Genomic DNA, 14,246 nt, shown 5'->3' on the forward strand with positions numbered 1-14,246 from the left:
TTATTATAACAGATATCTCGCCTCTTGTAAACGTTATAGTGACTATGAATTACAACACCCTGTTAAAAGTTTCAAGAGTTTAAGGAATTTATAAGAACAAAAGGCTGAGCTCTTTTTTTAATTGACAATTGACGATTATTGTTGAGAGTGGAAAGTTGAAAGTTCAGGTTGAAAATCACAGATTTTCTCTAAATTATATTTTTTAAATTTTAAAATCTTCCTTAGAAGATTTATCCTTGAATTGTCAATCGTCAATTGTCAATTTCTTAAACTCTTGCAACTTGCCACTTGTAATTTTTCACTCATTAAAGTTTTCAACTAAAAAATCTATATATTTTAATAGTTACCAAAGTTATCCACAGATTCGAAATTTTATAATATCCTATAAAGTAAAAAATGGAGAATGAAAGTTTAGTTATAATATATACACTATAACTCTCAACTTTCATTCTCCATTTTAAACTTTTTCAGTTATATATTTTTTATTCCCACTCAATAGTTGCTGGTGGCTTAGATGTTATATCATAGACAATTCTATTAACACCTTGAACTTCATTTACTATTCTTCTTGATGCCTTATCTAATACTTCGTAAGGTATCTGTGCCCAGTTAGAAGTCATTCCATCTGAAGATGTTACTGCTCTTAATGCTATTGTATGACAATATGTTCTTTCATCTCCCATAACTCCAACTGATTGTATGTTTGGTAAACATGCAAAATACTGCCATATTTTCTCGTCAAGTCCTGCAATAGCTATTTCGTCTCTAAATATTGCATCTGCTTCTCTTGTTATTGCAAGTTTTTCTTCATTAACTTCTCCAAGTACTCTTATTGCAAGTCCTGGTCCTGGGAATGGCTGTCTCCATACTAACTTATGAGGTATTCCAAGTTCCTCACCAACAGCTCTAACTTCATCTTTAAACAACTCTCTTAAAGGTTCTATTAGTTTAAACTTCATATCTTCTGGAAGTCCACCAACGTTATGATGACTCTTTATTACTGCTGAAGTATCTGTTCCACTCTCAACAACATCTGGATATATAGTTCCTTGTACTAAAAAGTCTATATCTCCTAATTTATTTGCTTCTTCTTCAAATACTCTTATGAATTCTTCTCCAATTATCTTTCTTTTCTTCTCTGGATCTGAAACGCCCTTTAATTTTCCTAAAAATCTATCTTGAGCATTTACTCTTATTAAATTCATTTCAAATTGTTCTTTAAATATTTTCTCTACTTGATCCCCTTCATCTTTTCTTAAAAGACCATGGTCAACAAATATACAAGTTAATTGCTTACCAACAGCTTTATGAACTAAAACTGCTGCTACTGAAGAATCTACTCCACCAGATAAAGCACATATTAACTTTTTCTTTCCAACGACATTTTTTATCTCATTTATCTTATCTTCTGCAAAAGAAGCCATAGTCCATACCTTTTCTAATTTACAAACTTCATATAAGAAGTTTTCAAGCATTTTCTTTCCAAATAAAGTATGCTCAACTTCTGGATGGAACTGAACACCATATAAGTTTTGTTCTTCATTGCACATAGCTGCTATTGGACATTTGTCAGTATGAGCTATTATCTTGAATCCATTCGGAGCCTTTGATATATAGTCAGTATGGCTCATAAAACATTCATCTATGTTTTTAATGTCTTTAAACAATAAACTTGTAGTATCTAAATTTATTTCAGTTTTTCCATACTCTCTTATTTCTGCTGATTTTACTTCTCCACCAAGATTATAGGCCATTAATTGATCTCCATAACATATTCCAAGTATAGGAACTCCCATTGAGAATATTTCTGAATCTAATTTTGGTGCATTTTCTCCATAAACAGAATTAGGTCCACCAGTGAAAATTATTCCTTTTGGATTTTTCCCTTTTATTCTTTCTAAACTATATGAATAAGGTACTATTTCGCAATATATCCCACATTCCCTTACTCTTCTAGCTATTAATTGATTGTATTGTCCACCAAAATCTATAACTAATACTAAATCTCTATTCATACTTTCTCTCCTTAAATATAAATTAACTTTAGTCTTTTACTATTACTATTTTACACTATAATTAGGTGCTTCTTTTGTAATATTTATATCATGGGGATGACTTTCCCTCAATCCTGCTGATGTTTGAACTACAAATGTTGCAGTATTATATAAATCCTCTAATGTTTTTGAACCCAAATATCCCATTCCTGATCTTATACCACCACATAATTGATATATTGTATCTGCAATATATCCTTTATATGCAATTCTACCTTCAACACCTTCTGGAACTAGTTTTTTATTTCCTTCTTGGAAATATCTATCCTTACTTCCACAAGCCATAGCTCCTAAGGAACCCATTCCTCTATAAACCTTATAACTTCTTCCTTGGTATATTTCTAATTCTCCTGGAGCTTCCTCACATCCTGCAAATAAAGATCCCATCATTGCAGCACTTGCACCTGCTGCTAAAGATTTAACTATATCTCCTGAATATTTTATTCCACCATCAGCTATAACTGGTACTCCATGTTTTCTTCCTTCTTCTGCACAATCCATAACAGCTGTAAGTTGAGGTACTCCAACCCCTGCAACAATTCTAGTTGTACATATTGATCCTGGTCCTATACCAACTTTAACACAATCAGCTCCTGCTTCTATTAAATCTCTAGTTGCTTCGGCTGTAGCAACATTTCCTGCAATTATTTGAAGTTTTGGATATATTTTTTTTATATTTTTAACAGCTTCTAAAACTCCTCTTGAGTGACCGTGTGCTGTATCTATAGTTATAACATCAACATTTGCTTTAACTAAAGCATCAATTCTTTCAACCATGTCTTGAGTTACCCCAACTGCAGCTCCACATAATAGTCTTCCTTGTTCATCCCTAGCTGACATAGGGAATATTCTAGCTTTCTCAATATCTTTAACTGTTATTAAACCAATTAAGTTATTATTATTATCTACCAAAGGAAGCTTTTCTATTTTATGTTTTTTTAATATTTCCTTTGCTTCTTCTAAGGTTGTACCTTCCTTACCTGTTATTAGGTTTTTCTTAGTCATAACATTCTCAATTTTTTTGCTATAATCTGTTTCATAAACTATATCTCTATTAGTAAGTATTCCAACTAATTTTCCTTCAACAGTTATAGGAACTCCAGATATTCTATACTTTCTCATTAAATCTAATGCATCTTGTATTAGATTTTCTGGATGTAAGTAAAATGGATTTGTAATTACTCCATTTTCTTGTCTTTTTACTCTATCAACTTCACTAGCCTGTTCTTCTATACTCATATTCTTGTGTATTATTCCTAGTCCACCTTCTCTAGCCATAGCTATTGCCATCTTAGATTCAGTAACTGTATCCATTCCTGCACTTATTACTGGAGTGTTTAAACTTATTGTTTTAGTTAATTGAGTTTTTAAACTAACTTCTCTTGGTAATATTTCTGATTTGTTAGGTACTAGTAAAACATCATCAAATGTATAAGCAGTCTTTATTATTTTAGCCATAATATATTCCTCCTTGATAAATAAAAATTATTAGGCACATGAAAGAAAATAGACTAGCATACTGACTTGTTATTTTTTGAATGTGCCTTATAATAAAAAAACATACTAATCCACTGACTATAAGTGAAGTTAATATGTTGTACCAAAGATGTGTATAACAAACTAAATTCACTCATAGTCAGGAATTTTAGGTTCCCGGTAGATACTCCCTGCCATATTCAGGGTATATACGAGTAAAATGCAATATTTATTTCATTTTCATTCCGTTATGAAAGATTTTTTGTCATCGTCTTTCTTGTTTATACTATTGTATTAATTTTTTTTGGTTATGTCAATGTATAATCAGAAATTTTTTAACTATTAAAAAAAAGTCTTATTTAGGCACATGAAAGAAAATAGACTAGCATACTGACTTGTTATTTTTTTGAATGTGCCTTATCTACAATTAGTAATAATTTATCATTTTATATATTGCCAAAACAAAGGAGAGAATTCACATTCTCTCCTTCGTATTATATATTCAATTAAAGCTTTCAGATACAACAACTTTTTTTATTTTACCTTGTCTATTTTTCGTTTTTGTATTACTTTCATTTTTTATCTTTGCATTTATTGTAATAGTATCATTAGATGTATTTTCAAGGGTAACTAAATAATCAAATTTATTAATAGTATCTGTTTTACTTATAAACTTATTGATGTATTCAGGTTTCACATTAATTAAAATTTTTTCTTCTTTATTTAATTCTTCTTTAATTCCATTTTCACATTTATAGTAATATACCCCAATATTTATTGCAGAATTTATTGCATTATCCATATCATTTGTATCATTATAACTTTCATTAAATCTTGATGTACTAATTATAGCTGAACCTACAAGTGTACAAATTATAAATAGTACTGCAAATATCCCTAATACCCATGCTAGTATTGCTCCACTTTTTTTATCTTTAACACTCATATTTTCACCCACTTATTTTTTCATATATTTTTTTATTATATTTTCCACTTCTTCCCTAGTAAATGTATTATGCCTGTAACCATTCCCAACTATATTTAATGAGCTAACATTGTTAATAAATATACCCTTATTTGCTATTAAATTGCTATTTGTTATAGATATGCTGCCTGTTGTATCTATAATGATTTTTCCTGTGCAATATATATATGCACTATCTAAGTGTTCATTACTATTAATAAATAAATCCCCATTTATTAATATCACTAACTTATTGCCTCCAGTATTTACTGATATGCCAACACCTTTCCCATCTTCAGCTATTAATTTATATGGATTATACATTGAATTATTTCTTATAATTGCAAATGGATTTACATATGAGATTATATATTTACCATAATCAAAAGTTAAATTAGGTCCCTTAATCGGTTTTTTATCTCTAAATTCATTTGGATATTTATAATCTAATATATCAACATATTCTTTTATCTTTCCTTGAGCATATATTGTTGCATTATTCATATGAACATCATTACCTACATTATTTTTTAATTTTACATCATATAATTTTTGTTCTCCATTTTCCCATATAAATTCACTTGAAGAAAATGTAAGATAATCTCCCCTTGGTGTTACATTAAAGACACTATTATTATCTAAATTTTTATCACTTAATATATTTAATGTATAATTTATAGTCATATCTAAAAAATCACCCGTATTGTTTTCATCTTTAATTTCATCTTTAAATACAAAATTAGATTTACTTATAGATGATGAATAATACCTTGTATCATTCATTCTTTTCAAATTAACTTTCACATCTATTAATTTTTCTAAATCATTACTTTTTGTTATCTTCATATCTGATATAGAATCTTCTACAAGCTTGTCCTCTTCTATATTAGATATTTTATCCTTATTTAAATTTTTATCCTTAATTCTTAATAGGTGCAATTCTTTTAAACTATCATTATCTTTTTGAGTTAACACATACATGCAGGATATTTTTTCACTCTCTTTTTCCTTGAAATATAACAGTTCCTCAGCTACCCCTATATCTACTACTTCTATTTTCTTTCCATTATTATATACTTCAACTAAATCTGAACTCTTAACATCTTTTTCAACATTTGATATTATTGCTCTATACTTGTTTTCCATAATAGTATTATTATCAGTTTTTTTATTAATCTTTAAACATTGAAATAATATACTGCTTCCTATTAAAATCATTACACATACAATTACTATAACTGCCATTAACTCAATCAATGTGAATCCTGGTTTTGGTTTTTTCACTCTCATCACCTACTAATATACGTTTCTTTAATAATGGCATTATCTTGGTCGTAAGATAAATCCCATATTTCAGCTTTTATAAAATATAGACTAACATCTTTACCATCTATTCCTTCTGTCTTAGTAGTATCTTTTTTTACATTTAAAGCTATACTATATTTCTTATTTTCCTTATTGTTTTCCTTTGCCGTATTTGATGATATATCTTTAAACTTATTTTTATTCTTATTAAGCATTTCATTTTTAAGCTCTTCTAAGTCATCAAAGTAAACATATGAAATTCCATTTGTATATTTATTTAAAAGTGAGTCATCATCGCTGGAATTTAAAACCTCCATTGATGATTTTACTAAAGATAATTTATTTACTTTTGAATTACTATTTGACTCCATCTTTACACTAAAAAGCATAAAAGAACTTATTGATACAAATATTATAGAAAGAATTGCAATAGCGGCTATAACTTCAACTAATGTAAAACCATGTTTAATTAAACAAATCTTCTTTTCCATAGCTTCCTGTATTGAAATCATACTTCTCTCCCTCTTCACTATTTAAATAATAGAAATTGACACTTAAATTACAACTTAACAAATCATTATTTTTGGAAATCATTACATTTGATACTTCTGATATTCTATTATAACTTTCTATTTCTTTTATGAATGATAGTATATTTAAATATGACCCTGATACATTTATATTTAAAGATTTGCTTACAACACCTAAATTATTTGTTTTTTTCTCTTCATTAATATTATTATTTTTATCAACTAAATTACCATCTCTATTTATTAATTCATTTGACTCTTTATTATTTTCTTGGATACTATTTAAATTTTCTATTTCAACTCCACTTCTGTCTCCTAACACCTTCAAATCACATATTGCTCTCGCCATATCAGGTGTATTTGGTAATCCTGTTATTTTTTCTTTATATTCAGTAGAGATATCATCCAATTTAATTTTAAGTTTTTCATTTTCTATCTTATATAAATTTATCTTATTATATTGATTATATACTTTGCTGTATTCTTCTTTATTTTTAAGTAAACTACTTAAATTAGGTAAAAATATAAATTTCACATATCCAATCAGTACAAGAAATGCTACAGTTGAAACTAAAATTATTTTATCTTTTTTAGTAATAGAATTTAGTTTAAACATTTCTTTATTCATCGGCTATACTCACCGCCTCTATTACAAGATTAAAATTATAACTGTTACTGGATTTATTGTAAGTAACGGATGTTATATTAGATGTTTTATAGTTTTTAGAAGTTTGAAGATTGGCCAATAGTTCTGCTATTGAATTATAATTTGTTGTTTCCCCTATTATACTTATTTCCTTATTTACTAAACTAATGTTTGTGAACTTTAAGTCTTGAGGCATTAAAGGACTTATATTTGAAAATATTTCTGAAGTCTTAATAGTTTTATCTTTGATAAAATTCATTTTTTCTAAAAATCCTTCCATATTAGATATCTGTTTTTTTAATGTTTCATTTTCATTAATAGTTTGTCCCTCTAGTTTTAGTTTTTCTGATATATTATTAGTGTTTTCTATAGTGACTAAGCTAGTTATTTTTATCACCACATATATTAGAATCATAAATAAAGATAGTACTATGCATGATATTTTTATAGTATTATTTATGTTACCTTTAGTTATAGCCTTATCTAAACTTTTAGGATTTAAATTTAATTCTTTTCTCATATTTATTTACCTCTTAAAAATAGCCCATAAGTAGATATTAATGTTGAAAAGTTATCACTATTCTTATTTTTTATTTTTATTCCTAGCTCTTTTTCCTCTTTTATTATTCTACATGGGGTTTCATAAGCATTATTTATATATTCCTCAACATCATGGTACATGTTAAATTGAGATAATATTATTATTTTATCCACCATCCTTTTAGACTGACCATTTGTATAAAACTGAATTATTTTATTTGTAGATTCTATAATATTATCTATGCTATCCTTAATTCTAGGATATTCATCAAAGAGTTGAGCCAAACTAATACAACCTATTATTTCACTAAACTCTGAAGTTTCTTCTTCAAAGTTTATAGATTTTTTTCTTTCAACCTCTCTTAAGATATTAAATACTCCAAATGGCAAAAATCTTTCAACATGTAAAAAACCTTTTTCCATTATAAAAAAATTAGAATTTTTATATCCTAAGTAAAATATACCTACATTCTCTACATTCTTATCAAATACATTACTATGTCTTATAACTCTTGATATACAATTTGATAATATGTCTATATCCTTAAGCTTTAGATTTAATTTATTACTTAATGTAACTAATGAATCTATTTTATTTTTAGGACACGCAACTAATAATATCTTAATGACTTTTTTATCCTTTAAATTGATCCTTTCTATTACCTCATAATCCATATAATACAAATCTAAATCTTTTATAAATTGACCAAACTCAAAGTATACTGATTCTCTTAATGCCTCCTCTTTCATTATAGGTAACTCTATATACCTTGTTACTATATCTGAACCCTGTATAACATAAGATACTCTATTGCATTTTATTTTATTTTCTTTTAAACATGAATTAATCTTATTAATTATTTCTTCTTCATTCAATACTCTACCTTCATTGCACCAATTTGGATTTATTTTAAGACTATTATCATACTTAATATGATTTTTATTTCCACAAATTATATTTATATATTCATCTTTAATTTCTAGCCCAATAATATCTTTATTTAATTGAAGCACCAAATCCACTTCCTTACATGAATAAATTTAAATACCAATTTATAATTTCATCACCATACATTACTGCACCAAAAGTCCCAAGTGCTATAAATGGAACAAAGGGTATATGTATTTTTCTTTTTCCATTTAATATTAATATTATTGATACAATTCCCCCCATAACAATAGAAAACATTATTGTAGCAATAATCATTTTACAACTAACATAGAGAGAAATGATTATTAAAATTTCTAAATCCCCTGTTCCTATACCTTTTATTTTTCTTGTAAAAAATATAAGCATTCCAAATATAATTAATGGTATAGCCATACTTACAACTATATCTTTAACTAAAGCTCCTTTTATAATTGAAACTATTGAGAAAATCACTCCTCCAGCTAATCCTACTAGTGATAATGAAAAATAAACCTCCATAGTATCAAAATCTATAAATCCAGCTATTATTAAAAATGAAAATAACACTACATATTTAAAAAAATCTATAGTCAATCCAAATTTATAAAACAGTATTACATATACTAATCCTGTTAATAACTCAACTACTGGATACCTTATACTAATTTTATCTTTACAATATCTACATTTTCCTCTTAAAAATATATAACTTATAATTGGAAACAAATCATACCACTTAAGTTCTTTTTCACATTTAGCACAATGTGAAGGAGGAAAAGCTATATTTTCTCCTTTTGGTATCCTATATATACATACATTAAAAAAACTACCCAATATAATACCAAATAAAAATACTATAAAACTCAAATTCCTTTCCTCCTTTAACATACTATTTTACTTTTCCTTTAATTTAATAAAATCTTTATAATTTGACCCATTATTTAATACTATTCTATCCAAGATATCCCCATCTTTATCTTCATTAATTTCTTTGATTTGTGATAAAGTTGCTTCAAGAATTTTATCCAGATCTTTATTTCTATCTATATCTATGAATCCATTGTCTATAAATACTTTGGTAACAATATCACTTTCAGCAAACTCTCTTACAGTTGTTTCATCATCAAATTTAACCTTATCACTTGCTGTAAGATTATAAGTTTCAATTGCATTTAATAGATTTCTTGATTGATTTATTATAGCTACCTTTTTACTTCTCACTATATAACCATTAACACTAGGAACTAATATTGCCACCAATATAGCCAATATAGCTACAACCGCCACCAATTCTATAAGCGTAAATCCCTTTTTATCTTTATTTAGTGTACTTAAGCTTTTAATGATTAATCTCCCCCCATTTTTGAATTGAGAGTTGAGAATTAAAGAGTAAAAATCATACCATTGAATCTCCTTCTACATTCTCTATTTTATAAGTTTTCTCCTTATAAAATTTGAAAACTTATAAAGTGACAAGTTAACTATAGAATAAGTCTTCCATACTCTAAATGTTATATACTTTAGTCTAATGGTTGATTATTAGGTTTTAACAAAGTTAAAAGTATCTTTAATTCTCAATTCTTAATGCCTAAAACTTGTAATTTTTCATTTGTTACTCTTCCCTTACCTGTAACTTACTTATATAAATTAAGAATTTGTATTTTACCTATTATTTTTATTTATTATCTATTTTTGCATAAGATTCAAATATATGAGTATCCTTATTTATTTTAATCTTATCTAAAGCTCCATCATCTGCATTTATCTCTCTTGCCTTTTCTATAGTGATTTCTTGTATTTTATCTAATTTTGTATCTGTTAATAAATCAGCATTAGTTAAAACTTTACCATCACCTACTAAGTCGCTCACTTTTTTAGTTTTTTCTATTTTAGCTTTAGCCGTTAAGTCATAAGTTTCTACCGCATTAACAAATTCTCTACACTGAGTAATTACAGCTGCTTTTCTGCTTCTTGTGATATATCCACCAACTGATGGTACTAGAACTGCTGCTAGTATTGCTAGTATTGCTACTACGGCAACTAACTCAATAAGAGTGAACCCTTTTTTCTTTTTAGATTTTAATTTCATATTAATATATACCTCCTAATTTATAGTTTTAGGCACATGAAAGAAAGTAATAGACAAGCATACTGGTCTATTATTTTTTTGAATGTGCCTTATATAAAAGCATAAAGCTCTTATTTCTAATTGATCTCTATCTTATGGTATTTACGATTTCAAACATTGGAAGCACCATAGAAAACATTACAAAACCAACAACAATAGCTAGTATTATAATTAAAGTTGGTTCTATAAGTGATGTAAGCTTTTGAAGTGCATAGTCAGCTTCATTGTCATAAAACTCTGATGTTTTTCTTAAAATATCATCTAGTTTACCTGTTTCCTCACCGACCTTTACCATTTGAGTTAACATTAATGGAAAAGTTTTATTGATTTCTAAAGATTCCCCTATAGGATTCCCCTTACCTATAAGATCCTTACTTTTAATTAAAAGATCTTTTTTATACAAATTATCTAATGCATTGGAACTTATCTCTAAGGCTTGTATTATCCCCATACCACCACTTACAAGGGTGCCAAAAGTTCTTGCAAATCTTGATGTTATAACCTTTTCATGTACATCACCAATAATTATTGCATTACATTTAAATTTATCTCTTTTGTACTTATAATTTTCATTTTTATTAATTATAAGTTTCTTTATTAATACTATTAATATGATAAAACACAAAATAATTACCATATAGTTTGATAAAAAATTACTTATATTCAAAATTATTTTAGTAGGTAATGGCAATTTACCTCCACCAGATAAAAGATCATTAACAAATTTAGGAATAACAAATGTAATCAGCCCAGTTAATATAACTATTGCAAAGCAAATTAGAAATTTAGGGTATGCTGTTATACTTTTTATTTTCTGACGTTGCTTATGCTGTTTTTCATAATACTCCGCTAAATCACTCATTATACCCTCTAAGTTTCCAGAGGACTCCCCAACTTCTATCATTGCTACTAATATATAAGGTATTTCATTCTTAGTCTTTAATGCCTCCGCCAAACTTTTTCCCTTTTGCAATTCATCATAAACTTCATCTAATATCTTCTTTAATTTTTTATTCTCAGTCTGACTTTTTATAATGTTTATTGCCCTAAGCATTGGTATTCCTGAAGATAACGTAAAGTATAATTGCCTACAAAACATTGCAAAATCCTTATAAGGTATCTTTCTAAAAGATTCAAAAGTTAAATCTTGATACTTACCCTCTTCATCTATTTTTATAGGATAATAATTCTTACTTCTCAATATTGTAGTTACCATATTTTTATCTTCAGCATCTAATTTTCCTTTTATTATATTTCCACTTATAGATTTTGCTTCATATATATAACTAGGCATATTTAACTCCTTTGGGCACATGAAAGAAAATGAATGTGCCTTATTCATTTAATAAGGTTATTCTCATTAATTCTTCTAAAGTAGTATCTCCTCTTAATACAGCTTGTTTTGTGCTATTAAATAAAGTTTTCATCCCACTATTTATGGCACATTTCTTTATATCCTCTAAGTTTGAGGATTTATATATAACTTCTCTTAAATCTTTATCTATATTTATAATTTCATAAATTCCCATTCTACCTTTGTATCCTGTACCACTACATTTTATACAGCCTTTACCTTTTTTAAGATAAATATCCTTATCTTTATCTATACCCATAATACTCTTTTCATAGTCATTTGCTTCATATGATTCGCAACAACTTGTACATATTTTTCTTACTAATCTTTGAGATATAATTCCTGTTAACGAGCTTGCCAATAGATATGGCGCAATTCCCATATCTATCAACCTTACAATAGAAGAAGGAGCATCATTTGTGTGTAATGTACTTAAAACCAAATGCCCTGTTATAGCTGATCTTATAGCGATTTCAGCTGTTTCTTCATCCCGTATTTCTCCGATCATTATTATATCTGGATCTTGTCTTAATATTGATCTAAGCCCATTTGCAAATGTTAATCCAGCCTTTACATTCACATTCACTTGATTTATCCCATCCATTGTATATTCAACAGGATCTTCTATTGTAATTATGTTACTAATTTCCTTATTTAAATCTTTCATAATTGAATATAATGTTGTAGTTTTGCCACTACCAGTAGGACCTGTAACTAATATTATTCCATAGGGTTTATTTATTATTGAATTAACTTTTTTTAAGTCTTCTTCAGTAAATCCCAATGAATATTTATCTAAAACAAATGAAGTTCTATCTAATATTCTTATTACAACTTTTTCTCCATTAACTGTTGGTAAAATTGATACTCTAAGATCCATCTCTTTTCCATCAATATTTATAAATATTCTCCCATCCTGTGGAATTCTTTTTTCTGCAATATCCATAGCTCCTAATATTTTTATTCTTGTAATCATTGTTCCTAGTGGTTCTTTAGGAGAATCAAACTGTTTTTTTAATTGACCATCTACTCTATATCTTATCGTTATTTTATCTACAAATGGTTCTATATGAATATCACTTGCCTTGTTTCTAACTGCATTTTCAATTATTGTATCTATTAGTTTTACAGCAGGTGTATTTTTCATTTCTTCTTCTGTTAAATCCTCATTTTCAATTATTTCTTTATAATTTGTTTTTAACTCCTCTGCTGTTTTTTTCATATAATCTTCTGAATAATATTTTGATATGGCATTTCTTATTTCTTCTTTTGGAGACAATGCTATCTTAACTTTATAACCTGATGCTATAGAAACATCTTCCTCAGCTATTATATTGAGAGGATCATTCATAACAACAATTAATTCATTATCCCTAAATTTTAATGGGAGTAAATTATACTTTCTTGCTAATCCTTCTGGTATAGATGTAACTGCATTCATATCTACATTTATCATATCAATGTATACTCTTTGAAATCCAAGCTGAACTTCTAACAAGCCTAAAAGATCATTCTCACTTATTAATTTTTCTTCTATAAAAATTTCTCCCAAACGTTTTCCTGTTATTTTTTGTTTTTTAAGTGCAACATTTAATTGGTCATACTCTATATATCCAAGTTCAACCAACATGTCCCCTAACTTTTTTCTATTTTCAACTTTATTCAAATCAATTCTCACCCCCAATGTCATATACTTTTAATTATACACTTTTTAGTTTATTTTACCAATAATATGCACTTTTTTTTGTATAAAAATTAAAACTTATATGGAAAGTAGCTACGCTATTGTTATTAGTGACAAGTGACAAATTGATGTTGAAAATCACAGATTTTCTTTAATTGTATTTTTTAAGTTTTAAAATCTTCCTAAGAAGATTTATCCTCAACTTTCACTTGTAACTCATAACTTGTCACTCATTAAAGTTTTCAACTTTTAACTATATAAAGTGCTTCTCAAAGTTATTCAAAAATTTGCCTTTAAAAATTTATTAGAGAAGAACAAAAGGCTACGCCCTTTTTTCATTGACAATTGAGAATTGACGATTGACGATTATTGTTGAAAGTCACGGACTTCCTAAATATAAAGTTGAAGGTTGAGAGTGGAAAGTTGAAAGTTTAGGTTTTAAAATCTTCCTAAGAAGATTTATCCTTCACTCTGAACTCTCAACCTTCAATTATCAACTAAAAAATCTATATATTTTAATAGTTATCAAAGTTATCCACAGATTTGAAATTTTATAATATCATATAAAGTAAAAAAGGTAGAAGTATAAAATACTTCTACCTTTTTAAATCTATTTTAATAAATTTTTAATACATTCCGTCCATTCCCATTCCTG

13 protein-coding genes and 1 riboswitch are annotated in these 14,246 nt (G+C 27.2%); all 13 genes read right to left on the bottom strand.

Annotated features, from left to right (window positions below; all coding sequences use genetic code 11):
* Window positions 1-482: 482 nt before the first annotated feature.
* Complete coding sequence (gene guaA, locus BM119_RS18490; RefSeq protein ID WP_090043190.1) at window positions 483-2,015, bottom strand: glutamine-hydrolyzing GMP synthase; 1,533 nt, start codon at window positions 2,013-2,015, stop codon at window positions 483-485.
* A 45-nt stretch (window positions 2,016-2,060) separates the two neighbouring features.
* Window positions 2,061-3,512, bottom strand: a complete 1,452-nt coding sequence (guaB, locus tag BM119_RS18495) for an IMP dehydrogenase (RefSeq protein ID WP_090043191.1) — start codon at window positions 3,510-3,512, stop codon at window positions 2,061-2,063.
* 155 nt (window positions 3,513-3,667) lie between these two features.
* Window positions 3,668-3,765, bottom strand: a riboswitch (purine riboswitch).
* 267 nt (window positions 3,766-4,032) lie between these two features.
* Window positions 4,033-4,476 (bottom strand): hypothetical protein, encoded by a 444-nt coding sequence (locus BM119_RS18500; RefSeq protein ID WP_090043192.1) that lies wholly within the window; start codon window positions 4,474-4,476, stop codon window positions 4,033-4,035.
* 12 nt (window positions 4,477-4,488) lie between these two features.
* Window positions 4,489-5,778: a type II secretion system protein gene (locus BM119_RS18505; protein ID WP_177199503.1), complete on the bottom strand. Its 1,290-nt coding sequence runs from the start codon at window positions 5,776-5,778 to the stop codon at window positions 4,489-4,491.
* Between the two features lie 5 nt (window positions 5,779-5,783).
* Window positions 5,784-6,290 (bottom strand): prepilin-type N-terminal cleavage/methylation domain-containing protein, encoded by a 507-nt coding sequence (locus BM119_RS18510; RefSeq protein WP_177199504.1) that lies wholly within the window; start codon window positions 6,288-6,290, stop codon window positions 5,784-5,786.
* The gene (locus BM119_RS18515; protein ID WP_090043195.1) at window positions 6,265-6,957 is read right to left on the bottom strand and encodes a hypothetical protein; all 693 of its coding nucleotides are present in this window, start codon (window positions 6,955-6,957) and stop codon (window positions 6,265-6,267) included. The genes BM119_RS18510 and BM119_RS18515 overlap by 26 nt, the downstream gene beginning before the upstream one ends.
* Window positions 6,950-7,495 (bottom strand): PilN domain-containing protein, encoded by a 546-nt coding sequence (locus tag BM119_RS18520; RefSeq protein WP_090043196.1) that lies wholly within the window; start codon window positions 7,493-7,495, stop codon window positions 6,950-6,952. Before BM119_RS18520 ends, BM119_RS18515 begins: the two co-directional genes overlap by 8 nt.
* Before the next feature lie 2 nt (window positions 7,496-7,497).
* Window positions 7,498-8,529 carry a pilus assembly protein PilM gene (pilM, locus tag BM119_RS18525; RefSeq protein ID WP_177199505.1) on the bottom strand — a complete coding sequence of 344 codons (1,032 nt, stop codon included), beginning with the start codon at window positions 8,527-8,529 and terminating at the stop codon, window positions 7,498-7,500.
* Between the two features lie 13 nt (window positions 8,530-8,542).
* On the bottom strand, window positions 8,543-9,292 hold the full coding sequence (locus BM119_RS18530; protein WP_177199506.1) for a prepilin peptidase: 750 nt from the start codon (window positions 9,290-9,292) through the stop codon (window positions 8,543-8,545).
* A 27-nt stretch (window positions 9,293-9,319) separates the two neighbouring features.
* On the bottom strand, window positions 9,320-9,712 hold the full coding sequence (locus BM119_RS18535; RefSeq protein WP_242948471.1) for a type II secretion system protein: 393 nt from the start codon (window positions 9,710-9,712) through the stop codon (window positions 9,320-9,322).
* 388 nt (window positions 9,713-10,100) lie between these two features.
* Window positions 10,101-10,514: a type II secretion system protein gene (locus tag BM119_RS18540; RefSeq protein ID WP_090043200.1), complete on the bottom strand. Its 414-nt coding sequence runs from the start codon at window positions 10,512-10,514 to the stop codon at window positions 10,101-10,103.
* Window positions 10,515-10,641: 127 nt separating this feature from the next.
* Entirely contained in the window at window positions 10,642-11,847 is a 1,206-nt protein-coding gene (locus BM119_RS18545; RefSeq protein ID WP_177199507.1) for a type II secretion system F family protein, read from the bottom strand.
* A gap of 40 nt (window positions 11,848-11,887) precedes the next feature.
* Entirely contained in the window at window positions 11,888-13,537 is a 1,650-nt protein-coding gene (locus BM119_RS18550) for a GspE/PulE family protein (RefSeq protein WP_242948472.1), read from the bottom strand.
* Window positions 13,538-14,246: the final 709 nt, after the last annotated feature.

Origin of the sequence: Clostridium frigidicarnis, from assembly GCF_900111985.1 — a bacterium.
Lineage (GTDB): Bacteria > Bacillota > Clostridia > Clostridiales > Clostridiaceae > Clostridium_Z > Clostridium_Z frigidicarnis.

Excerpts from the sequence above, each read along its gene's own strand:
- BM119_RS18515 (WP_090043195.1), bottom strand. The coding sequence starts at position 6,957 with ATGAATAAAGAAATGTTTAAACTAAATTCTATTACTAAAAAAGATAAA.
- BM119_RS18510 (WP_177199504.1), bottom strand. The coding sequence starts at position 6,290 with ATGGAAAAGAAGATTTGTTTAATTAAACATGGTTTTACATTAGTTGAA.
- BM119_RS18545 (WP_177199507.1), bottom strand. The coding sequence starts at position 11,847 with ATGCCTAGTTATATATATGAAGCAAAATCTATAAGTGGAAATATAATA.
- BM119_RS18520 (WP_090043196.1), bottom strand. The coding sequence starts at position 7,495 with ATGAGAAAAGAATTAAATTTAAATCCTAAAAGTTTAGATAAGGCTATA.
- guaA (WP_090043190.1), bottom strand. The coding sequence starts at position 2,015 with ATGAATAGAGATTTAGTATTAGTTATAGATTTTGGTGGACAATACAAT.
- BM119_RS18500 (WP_090043192.1), bottom strand. The coding sequence starts at position 4,476 with ATGAGTGTTAAAGATAAAAAAAGTGGAGCAATACTAGCATGGGTATTA.
- BM119_RS18550 (WP_242948472.1), bottom strand. The coding sequence starts at position 13,537 with ATGTTGGTTGAACTTGGATATATAGAGTATGACCAATTAAATGTTGCA.
- BM119_RS18540 (WP_090043200.1), bottom strand. The coding sequence starts at position 10,514 with ATGAAATTAAAATCTAAAAAGAAAAAAGGGTTCACTCTTATTGAGTTA.
- guaB (WP_090043191.1), bottom strand. The coding sequence starts at position 3,512 with ATGGCTAAAATAATAAAGACTGCTTATACATTTGATGATGTTTTACTA.